Source organism: Promicromonospora sp. MEB111 (assembly GCF_030209445.1).
In the GTDB taxonomy this organism is placed as follows: Bacteria; Actinomycetota; Actinomycetes; order Actinomycetales; family Cellulomonadaceae; genus Promicromonospora.
In genome coordinates this window covers 177244-194115 of sequence record NZ_JARVSD010000012.1, presented here as the reverse complement: position 1 = coordinate 194115, position 16872 = coordinate 177244, and the positions used below count along the sequence as shown (strand labels likewise).

Annotated in this window: 13 protein-coding genes; 1 reads left to right on the top strand and 12 read right to left on the bottom strand. The window is 73.8% G+C overall.

Annotated elements, in window-relative coordinates; translation table 11 throughout:
* Positions 1–250: 250 nt before the first annotated feature.
* On the bottom strand, positions 251–1807 hold the full coding sequence (locus QRN56_RS15480) for an RsmB/NOP family class I SAM-dependent RNA methyltransferase (RefSeq protein WP_285104699.1): 1557 nt from the start codon (positions 1805–1807) through the stop codon (positions 251–253).
* Positions 1804–2802: a methionyl-tRNA formyltransferase gene (gene fmt, locus QRN56_RS15475; protein ID WP_285104696.1), complete on the bottom strand. Its 999-nt coding sequence runs from the start codon at positions 2800–2802 to the stop codon at positions 1804–1806. Before fmt ends, QRN56_RS15480 begins: the two co-directional genes overlap by 4 nt.
* Positions 2803–2932: 130 nt before the next feature.
* Here fmt and QRN56_RS15470 point away from each other — a divergent pair, with 130 nt between their 5' ends.
* A complete protein-coding gene (locus QRN56_RS15470) occupies positions 2933–3715 on the top strand; it encodes a hypothetical protein (RefSeq protein WP_285104695.1) in 783 nt (260 codons plus the stop codon).
* Here QRN56_RS15470 and QRN56_RS15465 read toward each other — a convergent pair.
* The 10 genes from QRN56_RS15465 to carA form a co-directional block, all read right to left on the bottom strand.
* Positions 3712–4347, bottom strand: a complete 636-nt coding sequence (locus tag QRN56_RS15465) for an HAD family hydrolase (protein WP_285104693.1) — start codon at positions 4345–4347, stop codon at positions 3712–3714. The genes QRN56_RS15470 and QRN56_RS15465 overlap by 4 nt on opposite strands.
* Entirely contained in the window at positions 4344–6809 is a 2466-nt protein-coding gene (locus QRN56_RS15460) for a primosomal protein N' (protein ID WP_285104691.1), read from the bottom strand. The genes QRN56_RS15465 and QRN56_RS15460 overlap by 4 nt, the downstream gene beginning before the upstream one ends.
* Before the next feature lie 244 nt (positions 6810–7053).
* A complete protein-coding gene (gene metK / locus QRN56_RS15455; RefSeq protein WP_285104689.1) occupies positions 7054–8244 on the bottom strand; it encodes a methionine adenosyltransferase in 1191 nt (396 codons plus the stop codon).
* A 58-nt stretch (positions 8245–8302) separates the two neighbouring features.
* Complete coding sequence (gene coaBC, locus QRN56_RS15450) at positions 8303–9532, bottom strand: bifunctional phosphopantothenoylcysteine decarboxylase/phosphopantothenate--cysteine ligase CoaBC (RefSeq protein WP_285104687.1); 1230 nt, start codon at positions 9530–9532, stop codon at positions 8303–8305.
* Between the two features lie 44 nt (positions 9533–9576).
* A complete protein-coding gene (rpoZ, locus tag QRN56_RS15445) occupies positions 9577–9912 on the bottom strand; it encodes a DNA-directed RNA polymerase subunit omega (protein WP_020015401.1) in 336 nt (111 codons plus the stop codon).
* A 92-nt stretch (positions 9913–10004) separates the two neighbouring features.
* On the bottom strand, positions 10005–10571 hold the full coding sequence (gmk, locus tag QRN56_RS15440; protein ID WP_285104685.1) for a guanylate kinase: 567 nt from the start codon (positions 10569–10571) through the stop codon (positions 10005–10007).
* Between the two features lie 29 nt (positions 10572–10600).
* Positions 10601–10912 carry an integration host factor, actinobacterial type gene (gene mihF / locus QRN56_RS15435; RefSeq protein ID WP_020015403.1) on the bottom strand — a complete coding sequence of 104 codons (312 nt, stop codon included), beginning with the start codon at positions 10910–10912 and terminating at the stop codon, positions 10601–10603.
* 277 nt (positions 10913–11189) lie between these two features.
* On the bottom strand, positions 11190–12062 hold the full coding sequence (gene pyrF / locus QRN56_RS15430) for an orotidine-5'-phosphate decarboxylase (RefSeq protein WP_502928811.1): 873 nt from the start codon (positions 12060–12062) through the stop codon (positions 11190–11192).
* A 101-nt stretch (positions 12063–12163) separates the two neighbouring features.
* Positions 12164–15562, bottom strand: a complete 3399-nt coding sequence (carB, locus tag QRN56_RS15425) for a carbamoyl-phosphate synthase large subunit (RefSeq protein ID WP_285104683.1) — start codon at positions 15560–15562, stop codon at positions 12164–12166.
* The gene (carA, locus tag QRN56_RS15420; protein WP_285104861.1) at positions 15562–16863 is read right to left on the bottom strand and encodes a glutamine-hydrolyzing carbamoyl-phosphate synthase small subunit; all 1302 of its coding nucleotides are present in this window, start codon (positions 16861–16863) and stop codon (positions 15562–15564) included. Before carA ends, carB begins: the two co-directional genes overlap by 1 nt.
* Positions 16864–16872: the final 9 nt, after the last annotated feature.

Here is a 16872-nt window from a genome sequence, read left to right as displayed (position 1 = left end):
ACCGTCCGGCCGGGTCCCGTGGGGCCGGCAGGAATGGGCCGCCACTGCCGTGCTCGTCGCCTCCGGAGCGTTCGGCGCCGTCAGCGTGCCGGTCGCTGTCGTCCGCCTGGGCGCGCGCCGGATTGTCCGTGCGCGCCCGGAGAGCGAGTAGCTCTGCTGCGGGTGTTGCGGAGAGTGGACGCCGTCTACTCTCCGCAACCTGACCCCTGCGCGAGGGCTCGCACCCTGGGGGCCCGACGCACCGCTGCTGCTACGCCGTGCGCCGCAGCAACGTCAGGTGCATCGCATCCGTCCCGTGCACGTGCGGCCAGAGCTGCACGTCGTCGCGGTCTGACAGCGGGATGTCCGCGCCCGGGCGCAGCACGGACCGCACCGCGGCCGGGGCGTCCAGCCGCTCGACGTCGTCGCGCTTCTTCAGCACGTCGGTGACCACGAGCTGCGTCTCGGCCAGGTGCGGCGAGCACGTCACGTACGCCACCACTCCCCCGGGCCGGACGGCGTCCAGCGCCGAGGCGAGCAGCTCGCGCTGCAGCCCGGTCAGGGCAGCGAGGTCCGACGGCGTCCGCCGCCACCGGCTCTCCGGCCGACGGCGCAGTGCGCCCAGTCCGGTGCACGGCGCGTCGACCAGCACGCGGTCGTAGGCCCCGGGCTCCTCCGTGCCGACCTCGCGGCCGTCGCCGGTGCGCACCTCCTCGACCGCGCCGTCGGGCAGCGCGGCCAGGGCGCCCGCGACCAGGCGTGCCCGGTGCGGTGCCACCTCGTTGGCGACCAGGGCCGCACCCCGCTGGGCGGCCAGCGCGCCGAGCAGCGCGGCCTTGCCGCCGGGGCCCGCGCACAGGTCCAGCCAGCGCGCGTCCCGGCCCTCGACCGGAACGCCCGCCAGGGCGAGCGTGACGAGCTGCGAGCCCTCGTCCTGCACGCCCGCGAGACCCTCCCGGATCGCGGGGATGCCGGACGGGTCCGAACCCTCCAGGCGCAGCGCCGTGGGCGCCCAGCGCCCGGCGACCAGGTCGACGTCGCCCCAGGCATCCTCGTCGGATGCCTCGACCAGGCCCGGCCGGGCCACGAGGGTGACGCGCGGGGCGGCGTTGTCGGCGGCCAGCAGGTCGCCCAGCTCGTCGACGCCGCGGCCGTTGCCGGCCAGCGCCTCCCGCAGCGCGCGGACGATCCACAGCGGGTGCGACTCGGTGGTCGCGAGGCCGCTCAGGGCGTCCGGCGCCTCCTTCTCCAGCACCGACAGCCACTCGTCGAGCGGCCGCTCGGAGACCCGGCGCAGCACGGCGTTCACCATCTGCGCGGGCCCGGCGCCCACCCGGTTGCGCGCGAGCCCGACCGTCTCCGAGACCGCGGCGTGCCCGGGCACGCGCATGCCGAGAAGCTGGTGGGTGCCGAGCCGCAGCACGTCGAGCAGCGCCGAGTCGAGGCCCGACAGCGGACGGTCGACGCACGTCGCCAGGATCGCGTCGTACCGGCCGCGCAGCCGCAGCGTGCCGTAGGTGAGCTCGGTCGCGAAGCCGGCGTCGCGACCGCGGATGCGTCGCTCGCGGAGCAGCGGGGGCAGCACCAGGTTCGCGTACGCGTCGGACTCGTCGACCTCGCGCAGCACGTCGAAGGCGGCCATACGGGCCGGGTCGGTGCGCTTGCGGCGCTCCGAGGGCGCCTGCGACGTGCGGGACCGATCACCCCGGGACCGCGACGCGGAGCGCTGCCGGCCCGCGGAGCTGCGGCGCTCGTCGCCGAAGTCGCGGCCTCCGCCGCCTCCACCGCCTCCGCTGGCCCCGCGGCGGTCGCCGTCGTAGCCGCTCATGCGGAGGCTCCCGTCGTGCTCTCCGACGTGCCAGTGGTCGCTGACGTGCCCGCCGTCGTCCCGCCCAGCACGAGCCCCGCCTCGACGAGCGTCCTGCCGCCGCCGCGGGCCCAGTCGGGCGCGGGCATGGCCTTCTTGCCGACCGGCCGCACCTCCCCCAGCGCGACGGCGTGCGTCGCGGTGCCGACCAGCACCTCGTGCTTGAGCGCGCGCACCTCGCCCGCCCGCAGGTCGGTGACGTCGGGGCGCGGCGAGACGGGCCCGAGGCCCAGGCGGGAACCGTCCGGGAGCACGGTCCACGCGCCCGGCGCGGGCGTGCAGCCGCGCACGAGGCGGTCGACCGCGAGCCCCGGGTCCGTCCAGGTCACGCGGGCGTCCTCGGTGGTGAGCTTGGGCGCCACCGAGACGCCGTCGGCAGGCTGCGCCTGGGGCTGGAGCGTGCCGTCCTCCAGGGCGTCGAGCGTCGCCACCAGGAGCTCCGCGCCGGAGACGGCGAGCCGGCCCAGCAGGTCGCCCGAGGTGTCGGTGGGCCGGATCGTCTCGGTGGCCGTGCCGAGCACGGGGCCGGTGTCCATGCCCTCGTCGAGCAGGAAGGTGGTGGCGCCGGTGACCTCGTCGCCGGCGATGAGGGCGCGCTGCACCGGGGCGGCGCCGCGCCAGGCGGGGAGCACGGAGAAGTGCAGGTTGATCCAGCCGAGGCGCGGAACGGCCAGGACGGCCGGGCGCAGGATGTGCCCGTAGGCGACCACGGGGGCGGCGTCGATCTCGAGCTCGGTGAGCATCGCGACGAACTCGTCCCCGCGCGGCACGTCGGTGATGACGCGCAGGCCGGCCTCCTCGGCCCGGGCCCGCACCGGGCTCGGCGTGAGCTTGCGGCCGCGGCCCGACGGCGCGTCGGCGCGGGTCAGGACGGCGACGACCTCGTGGCGCGAGGCGAGCAGGGCCTCCAGGGAGGCGACGGCGGGTTCGGGGGTTCCGGCGAAGAGAAGACGCACCGGGTCAGTCTAGGTGTGCGCCAGACGTGCGGCTCTGTCGGGGCGGCGCAGCCTGCAAGGTCGGCGCTCCTCGGCACACATGCCCGGTACCAGGTGCCGCACCGTTCGGAGGACCCCGATGCGCCGATCCATGCTCGTCCCAGCAGGGCCCCTCAGGACGGTGCTCACAGCAGGGCTCATCGCGGGGCTCACGGCAGGGTGCGCGGCGGGCACACCGGGTGCGAGCCCCGACGACGCCGACCGCGCCCACCCCACCGACCGCACCAACCGGACCGACGGAACAGGCGCCGAATTCGCCGAGGTGCTCGCCCGGCCCGCCCCCACCGCCGACTACGCCTGGTACCCGGAGACGGTCTCAGCGGCCCTGCCGTCGGTCCCGTACCTCGACGGCGGCGAGGCGCACGCCTCCGAGCTGGCCGCGGTCGGACGGTTCACGGGCTGGGCGGCCGGCGAACCAGCAGGTCCGGCAGATTCGGACCACGAGATGATCGACCTGACGTTCGCGGTCGACGAGGTCGTCGACTCGCTCGGCGACCTGACGATGCTCGAGGGCGGCACGGTCACGGTGCACGTCGGCGTCGACGGCTCCGCCGACCGCGACACCGACCGCGACACCGACCGCGACCGGGTGGCCGAGGAGCTGCTCGCGCTGGACGACGTCGTGCTGTTCCTGAACCACGTGGGACCCGAGCCCTGGCCGCCGCCGGAGTGGGTCGTCGTGTTCGACAACGCATTCCTGGGGGACGTGCACGACGACGACGCGATCACCTGGCCCGTGGCGGAGGCGATCGCGGCCAACAACCCCGCCGACTCCCACCCGGAGGCCGACGTGACCACGCTCGACGAGCTGCGAGCGTCGGCGGCGTCGGCGGCGTCGTCGTCGTCCGAAGCTACGGCAACGGCGGGGGGCTAGCCGGCGACCGGGAGCCCCAGGGCGCGGAGGTCGTGGCGCAGGGCCTCGGTGTCCGTGAACACCACGCCGTGGAACCCGACGCCACGCGCCGCGTCCACGTTCACCTGCTTGTCGTCCACGAACACGGCGCGCGACGGGTCGACGCCGAACCGCTCGACCACGAGCTCGAAGATGCGCCGGTCCGGCTTGGCCATGCCCTCTCGGCCCGAGACGATGACGTCCTCCATGAGCCCGATCGCCGGCGCGGCGGGCGCGGCGCTGTGGAAGGTCTCGGCCTGCCAGTTGGTCAGCCCGTACAGGCGCAGCCCCAGGCCCTTCAGCTCCGCGACCAGCTCCGCCGAGCCCTCGATCGGGCCGGTCAGCGACAGCTCGTAGTGCTCGACGTACCGCCGCAGGTCCTCGACGTGGTCGGGGTGGGTGCGCGCCACGCGCTCCAGGAGCACGGAGTACGCGGTCCCGGCGTCGGCGGCGTGGTTGAGGGAGCCGAAGTCCACGGCCTCGAAGAACGCCTCGACCTCGGCCCTCGGGCGCCCCTCGTACGGGCCGAAGGGGTCCCAGCCGATGAGCACGTTGCCGAAGTCGTACACGACCGTGTCGATAGCGGTTTCGTCGGGGCGGTCGGCTGCGGTCACAGCATCTCCTTCGGGTCGAGCTGAACACGGACGGTGCCGCCCTCGCGGCGCGCGGAGCGGACGGCCAGGCTGGCCTTGAGCCTACGGGCGAGCTCGTCGCCCTGGGCGAGCGGTACGCGCAGCACGGTCCGCACGGGCAGGTCGAGCGCCTGGACGCCGCTGTCCCTGCCGCTTCCCGAGCGGCTTCCCGCGCCGGCGCCCCGGCGGGCCGACGGCGCCCCGGTCCCCCGGCCACCCGGCCCCCTCCCGGGTGTTTCCGGGTCGATCTCGACGGGTCCCAGCACGCCCGAGCCCGCACCCAGGTCCTCGCGCAGCCCCACCCGGCCGACGACGGCGTCCACCGCCGTCCGGTCCCCGGTCACGGCGGCGACCCGGACGGCGGGCGGCAGGTGCAGCTCGGCGCGCTCGTCGAGCTCGCGCCCCGCGAAGCCGGCCGGGTCCCAGCGCACCAGCGCCTGGGTGGGTCCGGGGGCGCCGTCGCCCACGAGCAGCACCTGTCCTCCCGGCCCCGGGCGGACCAGCGACGACGCCGCGAGCCAGCGGTGCAGCGCCTCCGTCCCGGCGGCGAGGCCGGTGCCGCCGGTCATCACGGCGGCATCGAGCAGGAGCGCGATGGCGTAGCCGCCGTCCGCGACGGGCTCGGCCCCGGGGGTCGCCACGATCAGCGCGGGGGTGGCCGGGACGGCGTCGATCACGCCCCCCGGGGCCGACGCGGCCGAGAGCCGCACCGGCACCCCCGTGAACGCGCGGCCGAGCTCCTCCGCGGTGCGCGCCGAGCCCACGCGGACCGACCGCAGGCCCGTCCACCCGCACTCCTCGCACCGCCAGCCGCCAGCCAGGCGGCCGCACCACGTGCACTGCGGGGCGCCGTCGGCGTGCGGCAGCCCGAGGGGACCGTGGCAGTGCCCGCAGCGGGCGGCGACGCGGCAGCGTGAGCACGCGACGACCGGCAGGTACCCGGAGCGGGGTACCTGCACCAGCACCGGGCCCCGGTCCAGGGCCTCGCGCGCGGCACGCCACGCGGTGGACGGGAGCCGGGCCGCGGCGGCGGCGCCCTCGCGCGCCAGCTCGACGGACGTCAGCGCCCGCACCCGCGGCGCCCGGGCTCGGACGACGTCCCGGGGCGCCGCCAGCTCGCGCGCCCAGCCGGACGCGAGCATTGCCTGCGCCTGCACCGTGCGCCCGGGCGAGCCCAGCAGGAACGCCGCGTCCTCGCGCTCGGCCCGCAGCGCCAGCACGTCGCGCGCGTGCGGGTACGGGGCGTGCGGCTCGGCCAGCGTCTCCTCGCCGTCGCCCCACAGGACCACCAGGCCGAGGTCGGCCACCGGAGCGAACATCGCGGCCCGGGTCCCCACCACCACCCGCGCGTCGCCCCGCGACGCCCGCAGGAACGCACGGTACCGGGGCGCGGGGCCGTCGTCGGCGAGCAGCCGCACCACGTCGTCGTCGGCGATCCCGGCGCCCTCCAGGGCGGCGGTCACGCGCTCCACGTCCCGCGCGTCCGGCACCACGACGAGCACCCCCCGCCCGCCCGCCGTGCACGCCCGCACGACCTGCGCGACGGCGGCCGCCCAGTGCGGGGTCCGCGTGCCCGAGCCGGAGCCGCCGTGAGAGCCCGCGTCCACGCCCACGCCCGGCAGCGCCGACCACACGGCCCGGGGCGCCTCTCCCGCCAGGATCCGGCGCAGGTAGGCCTCGCCCCCGCGGTACGGGACCCAGGCGGACGACGACGGCGGCGCGAGGGCCGGCTCGTCGGAGACAGGAACGTCAGGTGCAGGACCGTCGACGGCTGCCGGGCCGGAGGCTGCATCCTCGGGGGGTGCTTCTTCGGAGGACACTTCTTCGGAGGACACTTCTTCGGAGGACACGGCGTCCGAGTCGGCCGGACCGGAGCTCGCTCCGACAGAACCTGGCTCCTTCTCCACGCGCGCGTGCCGTGGCGGCAGCGCCAGGCGCAGCACGTCGGCGAGCGTGCCGGCGTACCGGTCGGCCACGGCGCGGCACAGGTCGAGCACCTGCGGGGTCAGCACCCGCTCGCCGGACACCACGCGGCGCAGGGGCACGAGGCGGCCGTCGTGGTCCGAGGTCTCCTGGCGCGCGACGACGTAGCCGGCCACGTCCTGCCGCCCGAACCGCGCCTTGATCCGCACACCGGGCTGGGCGTCGTCGGCCATGGTGGCGGGGACGAGGTAGTCGTACGGCTGGTCGAGGTGCGCGGGCTGCAGGTCCAGCACGACACGCGCGACCGGCAGGGTCTCCGCGATGGGGATGCCGTTGGTCTCGGCGTTGTCGAGCGGGTCCCGGCTCCTGGCCTTGCCCCGGCCGCGCGCGGGCACACCGCCCACCTCGTCCAGCCCGAGCAGCGCCCCGTCGTCCGACGCGCCGTCCTCCACCCTGCCGTCCTCTGCGACACCGCCCTCCGCCGCGCCGTGCTGCACGGCCTGGTCCACGTCCCCGTTCACGTGCCTATCCCATCACGCGCCACCCACACGCCGCGGCGCACGCCGGCCCCGGCCAGCTGCCGCGTGAGGTCGGCACCGCGAGGTCGGCACCGCGAGGTCGGCACTCCGCACTCAGGTCGGCACCCTGCATCGAGATCGGCACAGGCCTGGACCGATCTCGATGCAGAGTGCCGACCTCAAGGCATGCCGGTCAGCGGGCTGCCGACCCCGGCGCCCAGGACACCAGCCCTCAGGACACCAGCCCTCAGAACAGGCTCAGCAGGTCCTCGACCCGGTCCGTCCGCTCCCACGTGAAGTTGGGCAGGTCGCGACCGAAGTGCCCGTAGGTGGAGGTGGCCCGGTAGATGGGGCGCAGCAGGTCGAGGTCGCGCACGATCGCGGCGGGGCGCAGGTCGAACACCTCGTGGATCGCCGCGGTGATCTTCTCGACCGGCACGGTCTCGGTGCCGAACGTCTCGACGTAGAGGCCCACGGGGTGCGCCTTGCCGATCGCGTAGGCGACCTGGACCTCGCAGCGCCGCGCGAGCCCGGCGGCCACGACGTTCTTGGCCACCCAGCGCATGGCGTACGCGCCCGACCGGTCCACCTTCGACGGGTCCTTGCCGGAGAAGGCGCCCCCGCCGTGCCGCGCCATGCCGCCGTAGGTGTCCACGATGATCTTGCGGCCCGTCAGGCCGGCGTCGCCCTGGGGCCCGCCGATGACGAACTTGCCGGTCGGGTTCACGAACTGCCGGGCGCCGGTCCAGTCGAGGCCCGCGGACTCCAGCACGGGGGCGATGACGATCTCGGCCACCTCGACGTGCAGCTTCTCCTGCAGCACGTCGGCGTCGTGCTGGGTGGAGAGCACCACCGTGTCGACGGCGACGGGCCGGTCGCCGTCGTACCCGATGGTGACCTGGGTCTTGCCGTCGGGGCGCAGGCCAAGCAGCTCGCCCGACTTGCGGACGGCGGCCAGTCGCTCCGAGAGCCGGTGCGCGAGCCAGCCGGCCACGGGCATGAAGGCGGGCGTCTCGTCGGACGCGTAGCCGAACATCAGGCCCTGGTCGCCGGCGCCCTGGGCGTCCAGCGGGTCGAGGTCGCTGGTGTCGTCACGCATCTCGAGGGCCTTGTCGACGCCCTGCGCGATGTCGGGCGACTGCTGCCCGATGGAGACGGACACACCGCACGAGTCGCCGTCGAACCCGATGGCCGAGGAGGTGTAGCCGATCCCGCGCACCACGTCGCGCACGATCTGCGGGATCTCGACGTAGGCCTCGGTGGTGACCTCGCCCGCGACATGGACCAGGCCGGTGGTGACCATGGTCTCCACCGCGACGCGCGACGTCGGGTCCTGCTCCAGCAGGGCGTCGAGGATGGCGTCGCTGATCTGATCACAGACCTTGTCCGGATGACCCTCGGTCACGGACTCGGACGTGAAAAGGCGCAGCTCGCTCATGGGTACCAGCCTACGGTCTCGCACAGTGGGAAGTCGATCCTGGCAGGTGAGACGGGGGTCACGGGAGGAGCTTGGCGACGGCATCCCACAGGGCGTCCGCCACCTCACGCTTCGTCCCGGAGGCCAGGCCGACGACGTCGCCGGCCCCGTCCAGGATCGTGACCTCGTTGCTCTCGGTGCCGAACCCGCGCCCCGAACCGACCGCGTTCACCGCGATCAGGTCGGCTCCCTTGCGCCGGGCCTTGGCCCGCCCGTGCTCCAGCACGCTGCCGCCGGCGTCGCCCGTCTCTGCGGCGAAGCCCACCACGACCTGGCCGGGACGCAGCCGGTCGTGCGCGATCTCCGCGAGGATGTCGGGGTTCTCGACGAGCTCGATGGGTGCGGGACCCTGTCCCGGCACCTTCTTGATCTTGGCGTCCGGCGTGACGGCGGGGCGGAAGTCCGCCACGGCGGCGGCCATGACCACGACGTCCGCCTCCGCGCCCACGGCCCGGACGGCGTCACGCAGCTCCGTCGTGGACTCCACCTGCACGACGGAGCAGGCCCGCGGACCGGCCAGCACCTGGTCGGTGACGTCCTGCGCGAGGTTGGCCGCCACGAGCGTCACGTCGGCGCCGCGCGCGGCGGCGGCCTGCGCCAGCGCCACGCCCTGCCGGCCGCTGGACCGGTTGCCGATGAACCGCACCGGGTCGATGGCCTCGCGCGTGCCGCCCGCGGACACGACGACCCGCCGGCCGGCGAGGTCGAGGTTCTCGGCCGGAGGGCCGTCGACCAGCGAGAGCGCCTCGCGTGCGATGTCCTCGGGGTCGGGCAGCCGCCCGGGGCCGGTGTCGGCGCCGGTCAGGCGGCCCGAGGCGGGCTCGATCACGTGCACGCCCCGCTCGCGCAGGGTCGCCACGTTCGCCCGGGTGGCGGGGTGGTCCCACATCTCGGTGTGCATCGCCGGGGCGAGCACCACCGGGCAGCGGGCCGCCAGCAGCGTGGTGGTCAGCAGGTCGTCCGCGAGTCCCGCGGCGGCACGCGCCATGAGGTCAGCGGTGGCCGGCGCGACGATCACGAGGTCGGCGTGCTGCCCCAGCGAGACGTGCTGCACGCCGGGGACGTCGTCGAACACCTCGGTGCTGACCGGCTCGCCCGACAGCGCCTCGAACGTCGGGGCGCCCACGAACTCCAGCGCCGCGCGCGTGGGGATCACGCGCACGGCGTGCCCCTGCTCGCGCAGCAGCCGCAGCAGGAGCACCGCCTTGTACGCGGCGATCCCACCGGAGACGCCGAGGAGGATCCTCATCGGTGGTCGCCCTCCAGGACCAGCGGGCTGCCGGTCACGTCCGGTCAGGCCGGGAACTCGGGCAGCGACTGCTCGGCCTTCGCGGCGGCAGCGGCGTCAGCCTGCGCCTGCACCTCGGCCGGGTCGACCTCCTCGATGGTGAGGAGGCCCTGGGTGATCTCGCGCATCGCGATGGAGAGCGGCTTCTCCTGGTTGCGGGTCTCGACGAGCGGGCCCACGTTCTCCAGGAGGCCCTCGTTGAGCTGCGAGTAGTACGCGTTGATCTGACGGGCGCGCATGGACGCGTACAGCACGAGGCCGTACTTCGAGTCGATGCGCTCGAGCAGCTCGTCGATCGGCGGGTCGGTGATGCCCTCAGGGGCGGCGACGGTTCCGGCCATGGTGAAGCTCCAGAAGTCTTGGGTGACGGGGGAAAGTCCGAGGGACGAGTCTACCTGCTCTGTCACCCGGAGGTGGCAGGCAGCGCGCCGGGTCAGCCGACCGGTGTGGTGGAACCCACACCCATCACGGCGACGAGCGCGTCCGTGGCGCGGTGCACGTCGTCGTTCACGATGGTGACGTCGAACTCCTCCTCGGCGGCGAGCTCGACGCGCGCCGTGGCGAGGCGCCGCTCCCGCTCCTCCGAGTCCTCGGTGCCGCGACCGACAAGCCGCCGGACGAGCTCGTCGAAGCTCGGCGGGGCGAGGAAGACGAACCGGGCCTCCAGGCCCGAGGCCGTCACCGCGTCGCGCACCTGGCGCGCGCCCTGGAGGTCGATCTCCAGGAGCACGGGGACCCCGGCGGCGAGCTTCTGCTCGACCGGTCGCCGTGGCGTCCCGTACCGGTTACGACCGTGCACCACTGCCCACTCGAGCATCTCGTCGGAGGCGACCATGCGGTCGAACTCCTCCGGCGACACGAACAGGTAGTGCACTCCGTCCACCTCGCCCGGGCGCGGCGACCGGGTGGTCGCCGACACGGAGAGCCAGACCTGCGGATAACGGTCCCGCACGTCGGCGGAGACCGTGCCCTTGCCCACCGCGGTGGGTCCTGCGAGCACGGTCAGCCGTGCGGGTTGTGTCGTACTGATCAGCCAAACCTCTCGATGAGCGCCGCCGACTGGTGCGGTCCGAGGCCTCGGACGCGGCGGGTCTCGGCGATCCCGATCTCTTCCATGATCGCCCTGGCCTTAACCTTACCGACCCCGGGCAGCGACTCGAGCAACGAGACGACCTTGAGCTTGCCCACGACGTCGTCCTTCTGGCCCTGCTCGATGACCTCCCTCAGGGAACCTTGCGAGTACTTGAGCTTGTTCTTGATCTCTGCCCGCGCGCGTCGCGCCTCGGCTGCCTTCTCGAGTGCTGCCGCACGCTGCTCGGGTGTGAGGGGTGGTAGTGCCACGCAAGTCACCTACTCGTCTCTCGACCGGTCTTCTGACTCGGGACGTCCGGTCCTCGCTCGGGCCCGATGCCCAAGTCCGTGACCTGGCCCGCAACCGGTCTGGTGTGAACTGCTGCATCGAAAGTAGCCATCGCCTCAGTGGTCGGCAATCGCAGAACGCCACTTCGTGAAAACTCATGCACATGCGCTTTTAGGCATTTAGTGCATTCCACGACAAAGCGCCCACGATCCATAGGGATCGTGGGCGCTTTGTCCAAGACGCGGTTCACGGCGAGAATCAGCCCCGCAACGCCTTCGTGGCCTCCTTCGCGGCCGTGCGCGCGGCGCTCACCAGCGCCTGAGGGTCGGGTCCAGCGGCGAGCACTCCCCGGGACGACGACGCCAGCACGTTCCGCCGGGCGCCGCCGAACGTCGTGGCGAGCTCGCGCTCCCCCGCGCCCTGCGCGCCGACGCCAGGGGCCAGCAGCGGGCCGTTCACGGCCACCAGGTCCGTCCCCGTCGCGGCCACCGCGTCGCCGATCGTGGCGCCCACCACGAGGCCCACCGAGCCCATGGGCTCGGCGCCCGCGTTGAGCACCGCGGCGTGCGCCGCCATGAGGGCGGCGACCGAGGTACCCCGCCCCTCGCCCCCGGCCCCGCCCTGGCCCTCGACGCGCCGGACCGCGTGCTGCACCTCGAAGCCCTCCTTGTTGGAGGTGAGGCACAGCACGAACAGGCCCCGGCCCGTGGCCGTGGCGAGCTCGACGGCGGGCTCCAGGGAGCCGAAGCCGAGGTACGGCGAGACCGTCAGGGCGTCGCCGGCCAGGGGCGAACCGTCCGCCAGGAAGGCGTCGGCGTAGGCGCCCATGGTCGAGCCGATGTCGCCCCGCTTGGCGTCGACGATCGTCAGCGTGCCCGTGCTGCCGGACCCGCTGCCCGACCCCGTCGCCCGGGCCGCCGCGATCACCTCCTCCAGCACCGCGAGGCCGCGCGAGCCGTGCCGCTCGAAGAACGCCGCCTGCGGCTTGAACGCCGCGACCCTGCCCCCGAGCGCGTCGACGACGCGCAGGGAGAACTCCCGCAGGCCGTCGACGTCGTCGGACAGGCCCCAGGCGTGCAGGAGCGACGCGTGCGGGTCGATGCCCACGCAGAGCGGCCCGTGCTCGTCCATGGCGGCGGCCAGGCGCGCCCCGAACGGCACCACGTCGTTCGACGACGCCGTGCCGCTCGCGGACCCGGTGCCGTTCGCGGAGCCCTCCGGCGACCCGCCGCTCACGCGTGCGCCCCCGCCGGGGACGCCACGGCGCCAGCCTGCGCGGCCGCACGGCGCGCCGACGTGGCCGCCGTGTGCTCCTGGAGGCTCGCCACCTCGAACGGGCCCGCCAGCACCGCCTCGATGCCCTGCACCGCTGCCGCGAGCTGGTCCACCGTGGTCGCGATCGGCTTGTCCGCCGCCGTCGTGGCCGCGCGGATCTCGTAGCCGTCGGCGCGGGCGCCCTGGCCGGACGGCGAGTTCACCACCAGGTCGATCTGCCCCTCGGTGATGAGCCCGACGACGGTGAGCTCGCCGTCCGGCCCACGGCCCTCGGTGTGCTTGCGCACCTCGGTGGCCTCGATGCCGTTGCGGCGCAGCACGTTCGCGGTGCCGGCCGTGGCCAGCACCTTGAACCCGAGCTCCACCAGTCGCTTGACCGGGAAGACGACGTGCCGCTTGTCGCTGTCGGCCACGGAGACGAACACCGTGCCCGACGTCGGCAGCCCGCCGAACGCCGCCGCCTGCGACTTGGCGAACGCGTGCGGGAAGTCCTTGTCGAAGCCCATGACCTCGCCCGTGGAGCGCATCTCCGGGCCGAGCACGGAGTCCACGACGAGGCCCTCGCGGGTGCGGAACCGCTTGAACGGCAGCACGGCCTCCTTGACGGCCAGCGGCGCGCCCAGGTCGAGCGTGGCGCCGTCGTGCTCCGGGAGCACGCCCGCCGCACGCAGGTCGGCGATGGACTCGCCCACCATCACGCGCGCCGCGGCCTTGGCCAGCGGCGTGCCCGTCGCCTTGGAGACGAACGGCACGGTGCGCGACGCGCGGGGGTTGGCCTCCAGGACGTACAGGACGTCGCTGACGAGCGCGTACTGGACGTTGAGCAGGCCGCGCACGCCCACGCCCCTGGCGATCGCCTCGGTGGAGCGCCGGATGCGCGCGATCTCGGCCTCGGAGAGCGACACCGGGGGCAGCACGCACGCCGAGTCGCCGGAGTGGATGCCGGCCTCCTCGATGTGCTCCATGACGCCGCCCAGGAACAGCTCCTCGCCGTCGTACAGCGCGTCGACGTCGATCTCCATCGCGTCGTCCAGGAAGCGGTCGATGAGCAGCGGGGCGGCCAGGGTGCCGGTCGCACCCGAGTCCGCGTGCGTCGCCGCGGCCGCCTCGAGGGCGCGCTCGACGTAGCCCGTGAGCTGGTCCTCGCTGTAGACGATCTCCATGCCGCGGCCGCCGAGCACGTAGGACGGGCGCACCAGCACGGGGTAGCCGATGCCCTCGGCGACGTCGCGGGCCTGGGCCAGCGACCGGGCCGTGCCGAACGCGGGGGCCGGCAGACCGGCGTCGAGCAGCACCTGGCCGAAGATGCCGCGGTCCTCCGCGGCGTCGATCGCCTCGGGGCTGGTGCCCAGGATCGGCAGCCCGGCCTCGGCGAGGCGTCGCGCGAGGCTCAGCGGCGTCTGCCCGCCGAGCTGGACGATGATGCCCTTGACGGGACCGGCCGCGAGCTCGGCCTGGTAGACCTCCAGGACGTCCTCGAAGGTCAGCGGCTCGAAGTACAGGCGGTCGGACGTGTCGTAGTCCGTCGAGACCGTCTCCGGGTTGCAGTTGACCATGACGGTCTCGTACTTGTCCGCCAGCGCCAGGGTGGCGTGCACGCACGAGTAGTCGAACTCGATGCCCTGGCCGATGCGGTTGGGCCCGGAGCCGAGGATGATCACGGCCTCCCGCTCGCGGGGCGCGACCTCGGTCTCGGAGTCGTAGCTCGAGTAGTGGTACGGGGTCTTGGCCGCGAACTCGGCCGCGCAGGTGTCCACGGTCTTGTAGACCGGGCGGACGCCCAGGGCGTGCCGGATCTCGCGCACCGTGGCCTCGCCGGAGGTGCCCATGCCGCGCAGGCGCGCGACCTGGGCGTCGGACAGGCCGTGCCGCTTGGCGTGGCGCAGCAGGTCCTCGGTGACCGTGGGCGACGCCGCGACGTCGGCGGCGACCTCGTTGACGAGCTGGATCTGGTCGAGGAACCAGGGGTCGATCTTGGTGGCGTCGAAGACCTGCTCGAGCGTGGTGCCGCCGGGCGTGCCGACCGAGCGCAGGGCCTGCTGGACCTGGACCAGGCGCTGCTCGGTGGGCCGCTCGATCTCCTTGAGCAGCGTGGCGAGCGCGTCGCCCGTCGGGGCGTCGCCGTCCCAGTGGAACTGCACGCCGCCCTTGTCGATGGAGCGCAGGGCCTTGCCGAGCGCCTCGGTGAAGTTGCGGCCCAGCGCCATGGCCTCGCCCACCGACTTCATGGTGGTGGTCAGGGTGTCGTCGGCGGCGGGGAACTTCTCGAACGCGAACCGCGGGACCTTGACCACCACGTAGTCGAGCGTGGGCTCGAAGCTCGCGGGGGTCACCTTGGTGATGTCGTTCGGGATCTCGTCCAGCGTGTAGCCGACGGCGAGCTTGGCCGCGATCTTCGCGATCGGGAAGCCGGTCGCCTTGGAGGCCAGCGCCGAGGAGCGGGAGACGCGGGGGTTCATCTCGATGACGATGATGCGCCCGTCGGCCGGGTCGATGGCGAACTGGATGTTGCAGCCACCCGTGTCGACGCCGACCTCGCGGATCACGGCGATCCCGATGTCGCGCAGCTTCTGGTACTCGCGGTCGGTGAGCGTCAGCGCGGGCGCGACGGTCACCGAGTCGCCGGTGTGCACGCCCACGGGGTCCACGTTCTCGATGGAGCAGACGACCACGACGTTGTCGTCCTTGTCGCGCATGAGCTCCAGCTCGTACTCCTTCCACCCCAGGATGGACTCCTCCAGGAGCACCTCCGTGGTGGGCGAGTAGTGCAGGCCCTGCCCGACGATGCGGTGCAGGTCCGCCTCGTCGTAGGCCAGGCCGGAGCCGAGGCCACCCATGGTGAACGACGGGCGCACGACCATGGGGTAACCGAGGATCTCGGCCGCCTTGAGGGCCTCGTCGATCGTGTGCACGATCTCCGAGCGCGCCGACTCGCCACCGCACTTCTCGACGACGTCCTTGAACTGCTGGCGGTCCTCGCCCTTCTGGATGGCGGGGATGTTGGCGCCGATGAGCTCGACGCCGTACTTCTCCAGCACGCCGGCCTCGTCGAGCGCGATGGCGGCGTTCAGCGCCGTCTGCCCGCCCAGGGTGGGCAGCAGGGCGTCGGGGCGCTCCTTGGCGATGATGGTGGTCAGCACCTCGGTGGTGATGGGCTCCACGTAGGTCGCGTCGGCGAACTCGGGGTCCGTCATGATCGTGGCCGGGTTCGAGTTGACCAGGATGACCCGCAGGCCCTCCTCCTTGAGCACCCGGCAGGCCTGGGTGCCGGAGTAGTCGAACTCGCACGCCTGGCCGATGACGATCGGGCCGGACCCGATGACCAGGACCGAGGAGAGGTCGTTACGGCGAGGCATCAGTGGTTCTCCTCGGTGTCGTTCTGGATCGTGTTCTGGGTCTTGTTCTGGGTCTTGAGGGCCGGCGGCCACGCCGCCGGGTTCGTCAGCAGGCCGACGAACCGGTCGAACAGGTACGCGGCGTCGTGCGGGCCGGCGGCTGCCTCGGGGTGGTACTGCACCGAGAAGGCGGGCAGGTCGAGGCAGGTCAGCCCCTCCACGACCTGGTCGTTGAGGCCCACGTGGGAGACCACGACGCGGCCGTAGCGGCCGCCGTCGTGCGGCGCCTGCGAGACGGCGGGGGCGCCGGCGCCGTCCACCACGGGCGCGTCGACCGCGAAGCCGTGGTTGTGCGCGGTGACCTCGACCTTGCCGGTCGTCCGGTCGAGCACGGGCTGGTTGATGCCCCGGTGCCCGTAGCCGAGCTTGTACGTGCCGTAGCCGAGCGCCCGGCCGAGGAGCTGGTTGCCGAAGCAGATGCCGAAGAACGGGATGCGCCGGTCCAGGACGGCGCGCAGCAGCTCGACCTCGTGGCCGGCGGCGCCGGGGTCGCCCGGGCCGTTGGAGAAGAACACGCCGCGGGGCGCGTCGTCGGGCAGGTCCGCGAAGGCGCCCAGGACGTCGTCGATCGTCGAGGACTGGGGCACGACGACGACCCGCACGCCGCGCTCGGCCAGCCGCGCCGGCGTCATGGACTTGATGCCGAGGTCCACGGCGACGACGGTCGCGACCGGGGTGCGCCCGGCGTGCTCGCCGGCCGGCTCCACCGTGTAGGCCTCCTTCGTGGAGACCTCCGGGGCGAGGTTCGCGCCCGCCATCTGCGGCGAGGCCTGCACCTCGGCCACGAGCTCCTCGACGGGGCGCGGGTAGCCGCCGCGCACCAGGTCGTCGCCGGAGAAGATCCCGGCGCGCATCACGCCCTCCTCGCGCAGGCGGCGCGTCAGGGCGCGGGTGTCGATGTCGGAGATGCCGACGACGCCCTGCGCGGCGAGCTCCTCACCGAGCGAGCGCTGCGCGCGCCAGTTCGAGACCCGGCGCGCGGGGTCGCGCACCACGTAGCCGGAGACCCAGATCCGGCCCGACTCGGGGTCCTCGTCGTTGACGCCGGTGTTGCCGACGTGCGGCGCCGTCATGACGACGATCTGGCGGTGGTAGGACGGGTCGGTCAGCGTCTCCTGGTAACCGGTCATGCCGGTGGAGAAGACGATCTCGCCGAACGTCGTGCCGGTGGCGCCGTAGGCGCGGCCGCGGTAGGTGGTGCCGTCCTCGAGGACCAGCGCTGCGGTAGTTACGGACGGCTGTGCTGCCGCCTCTGCGGACATCTCTGCGGA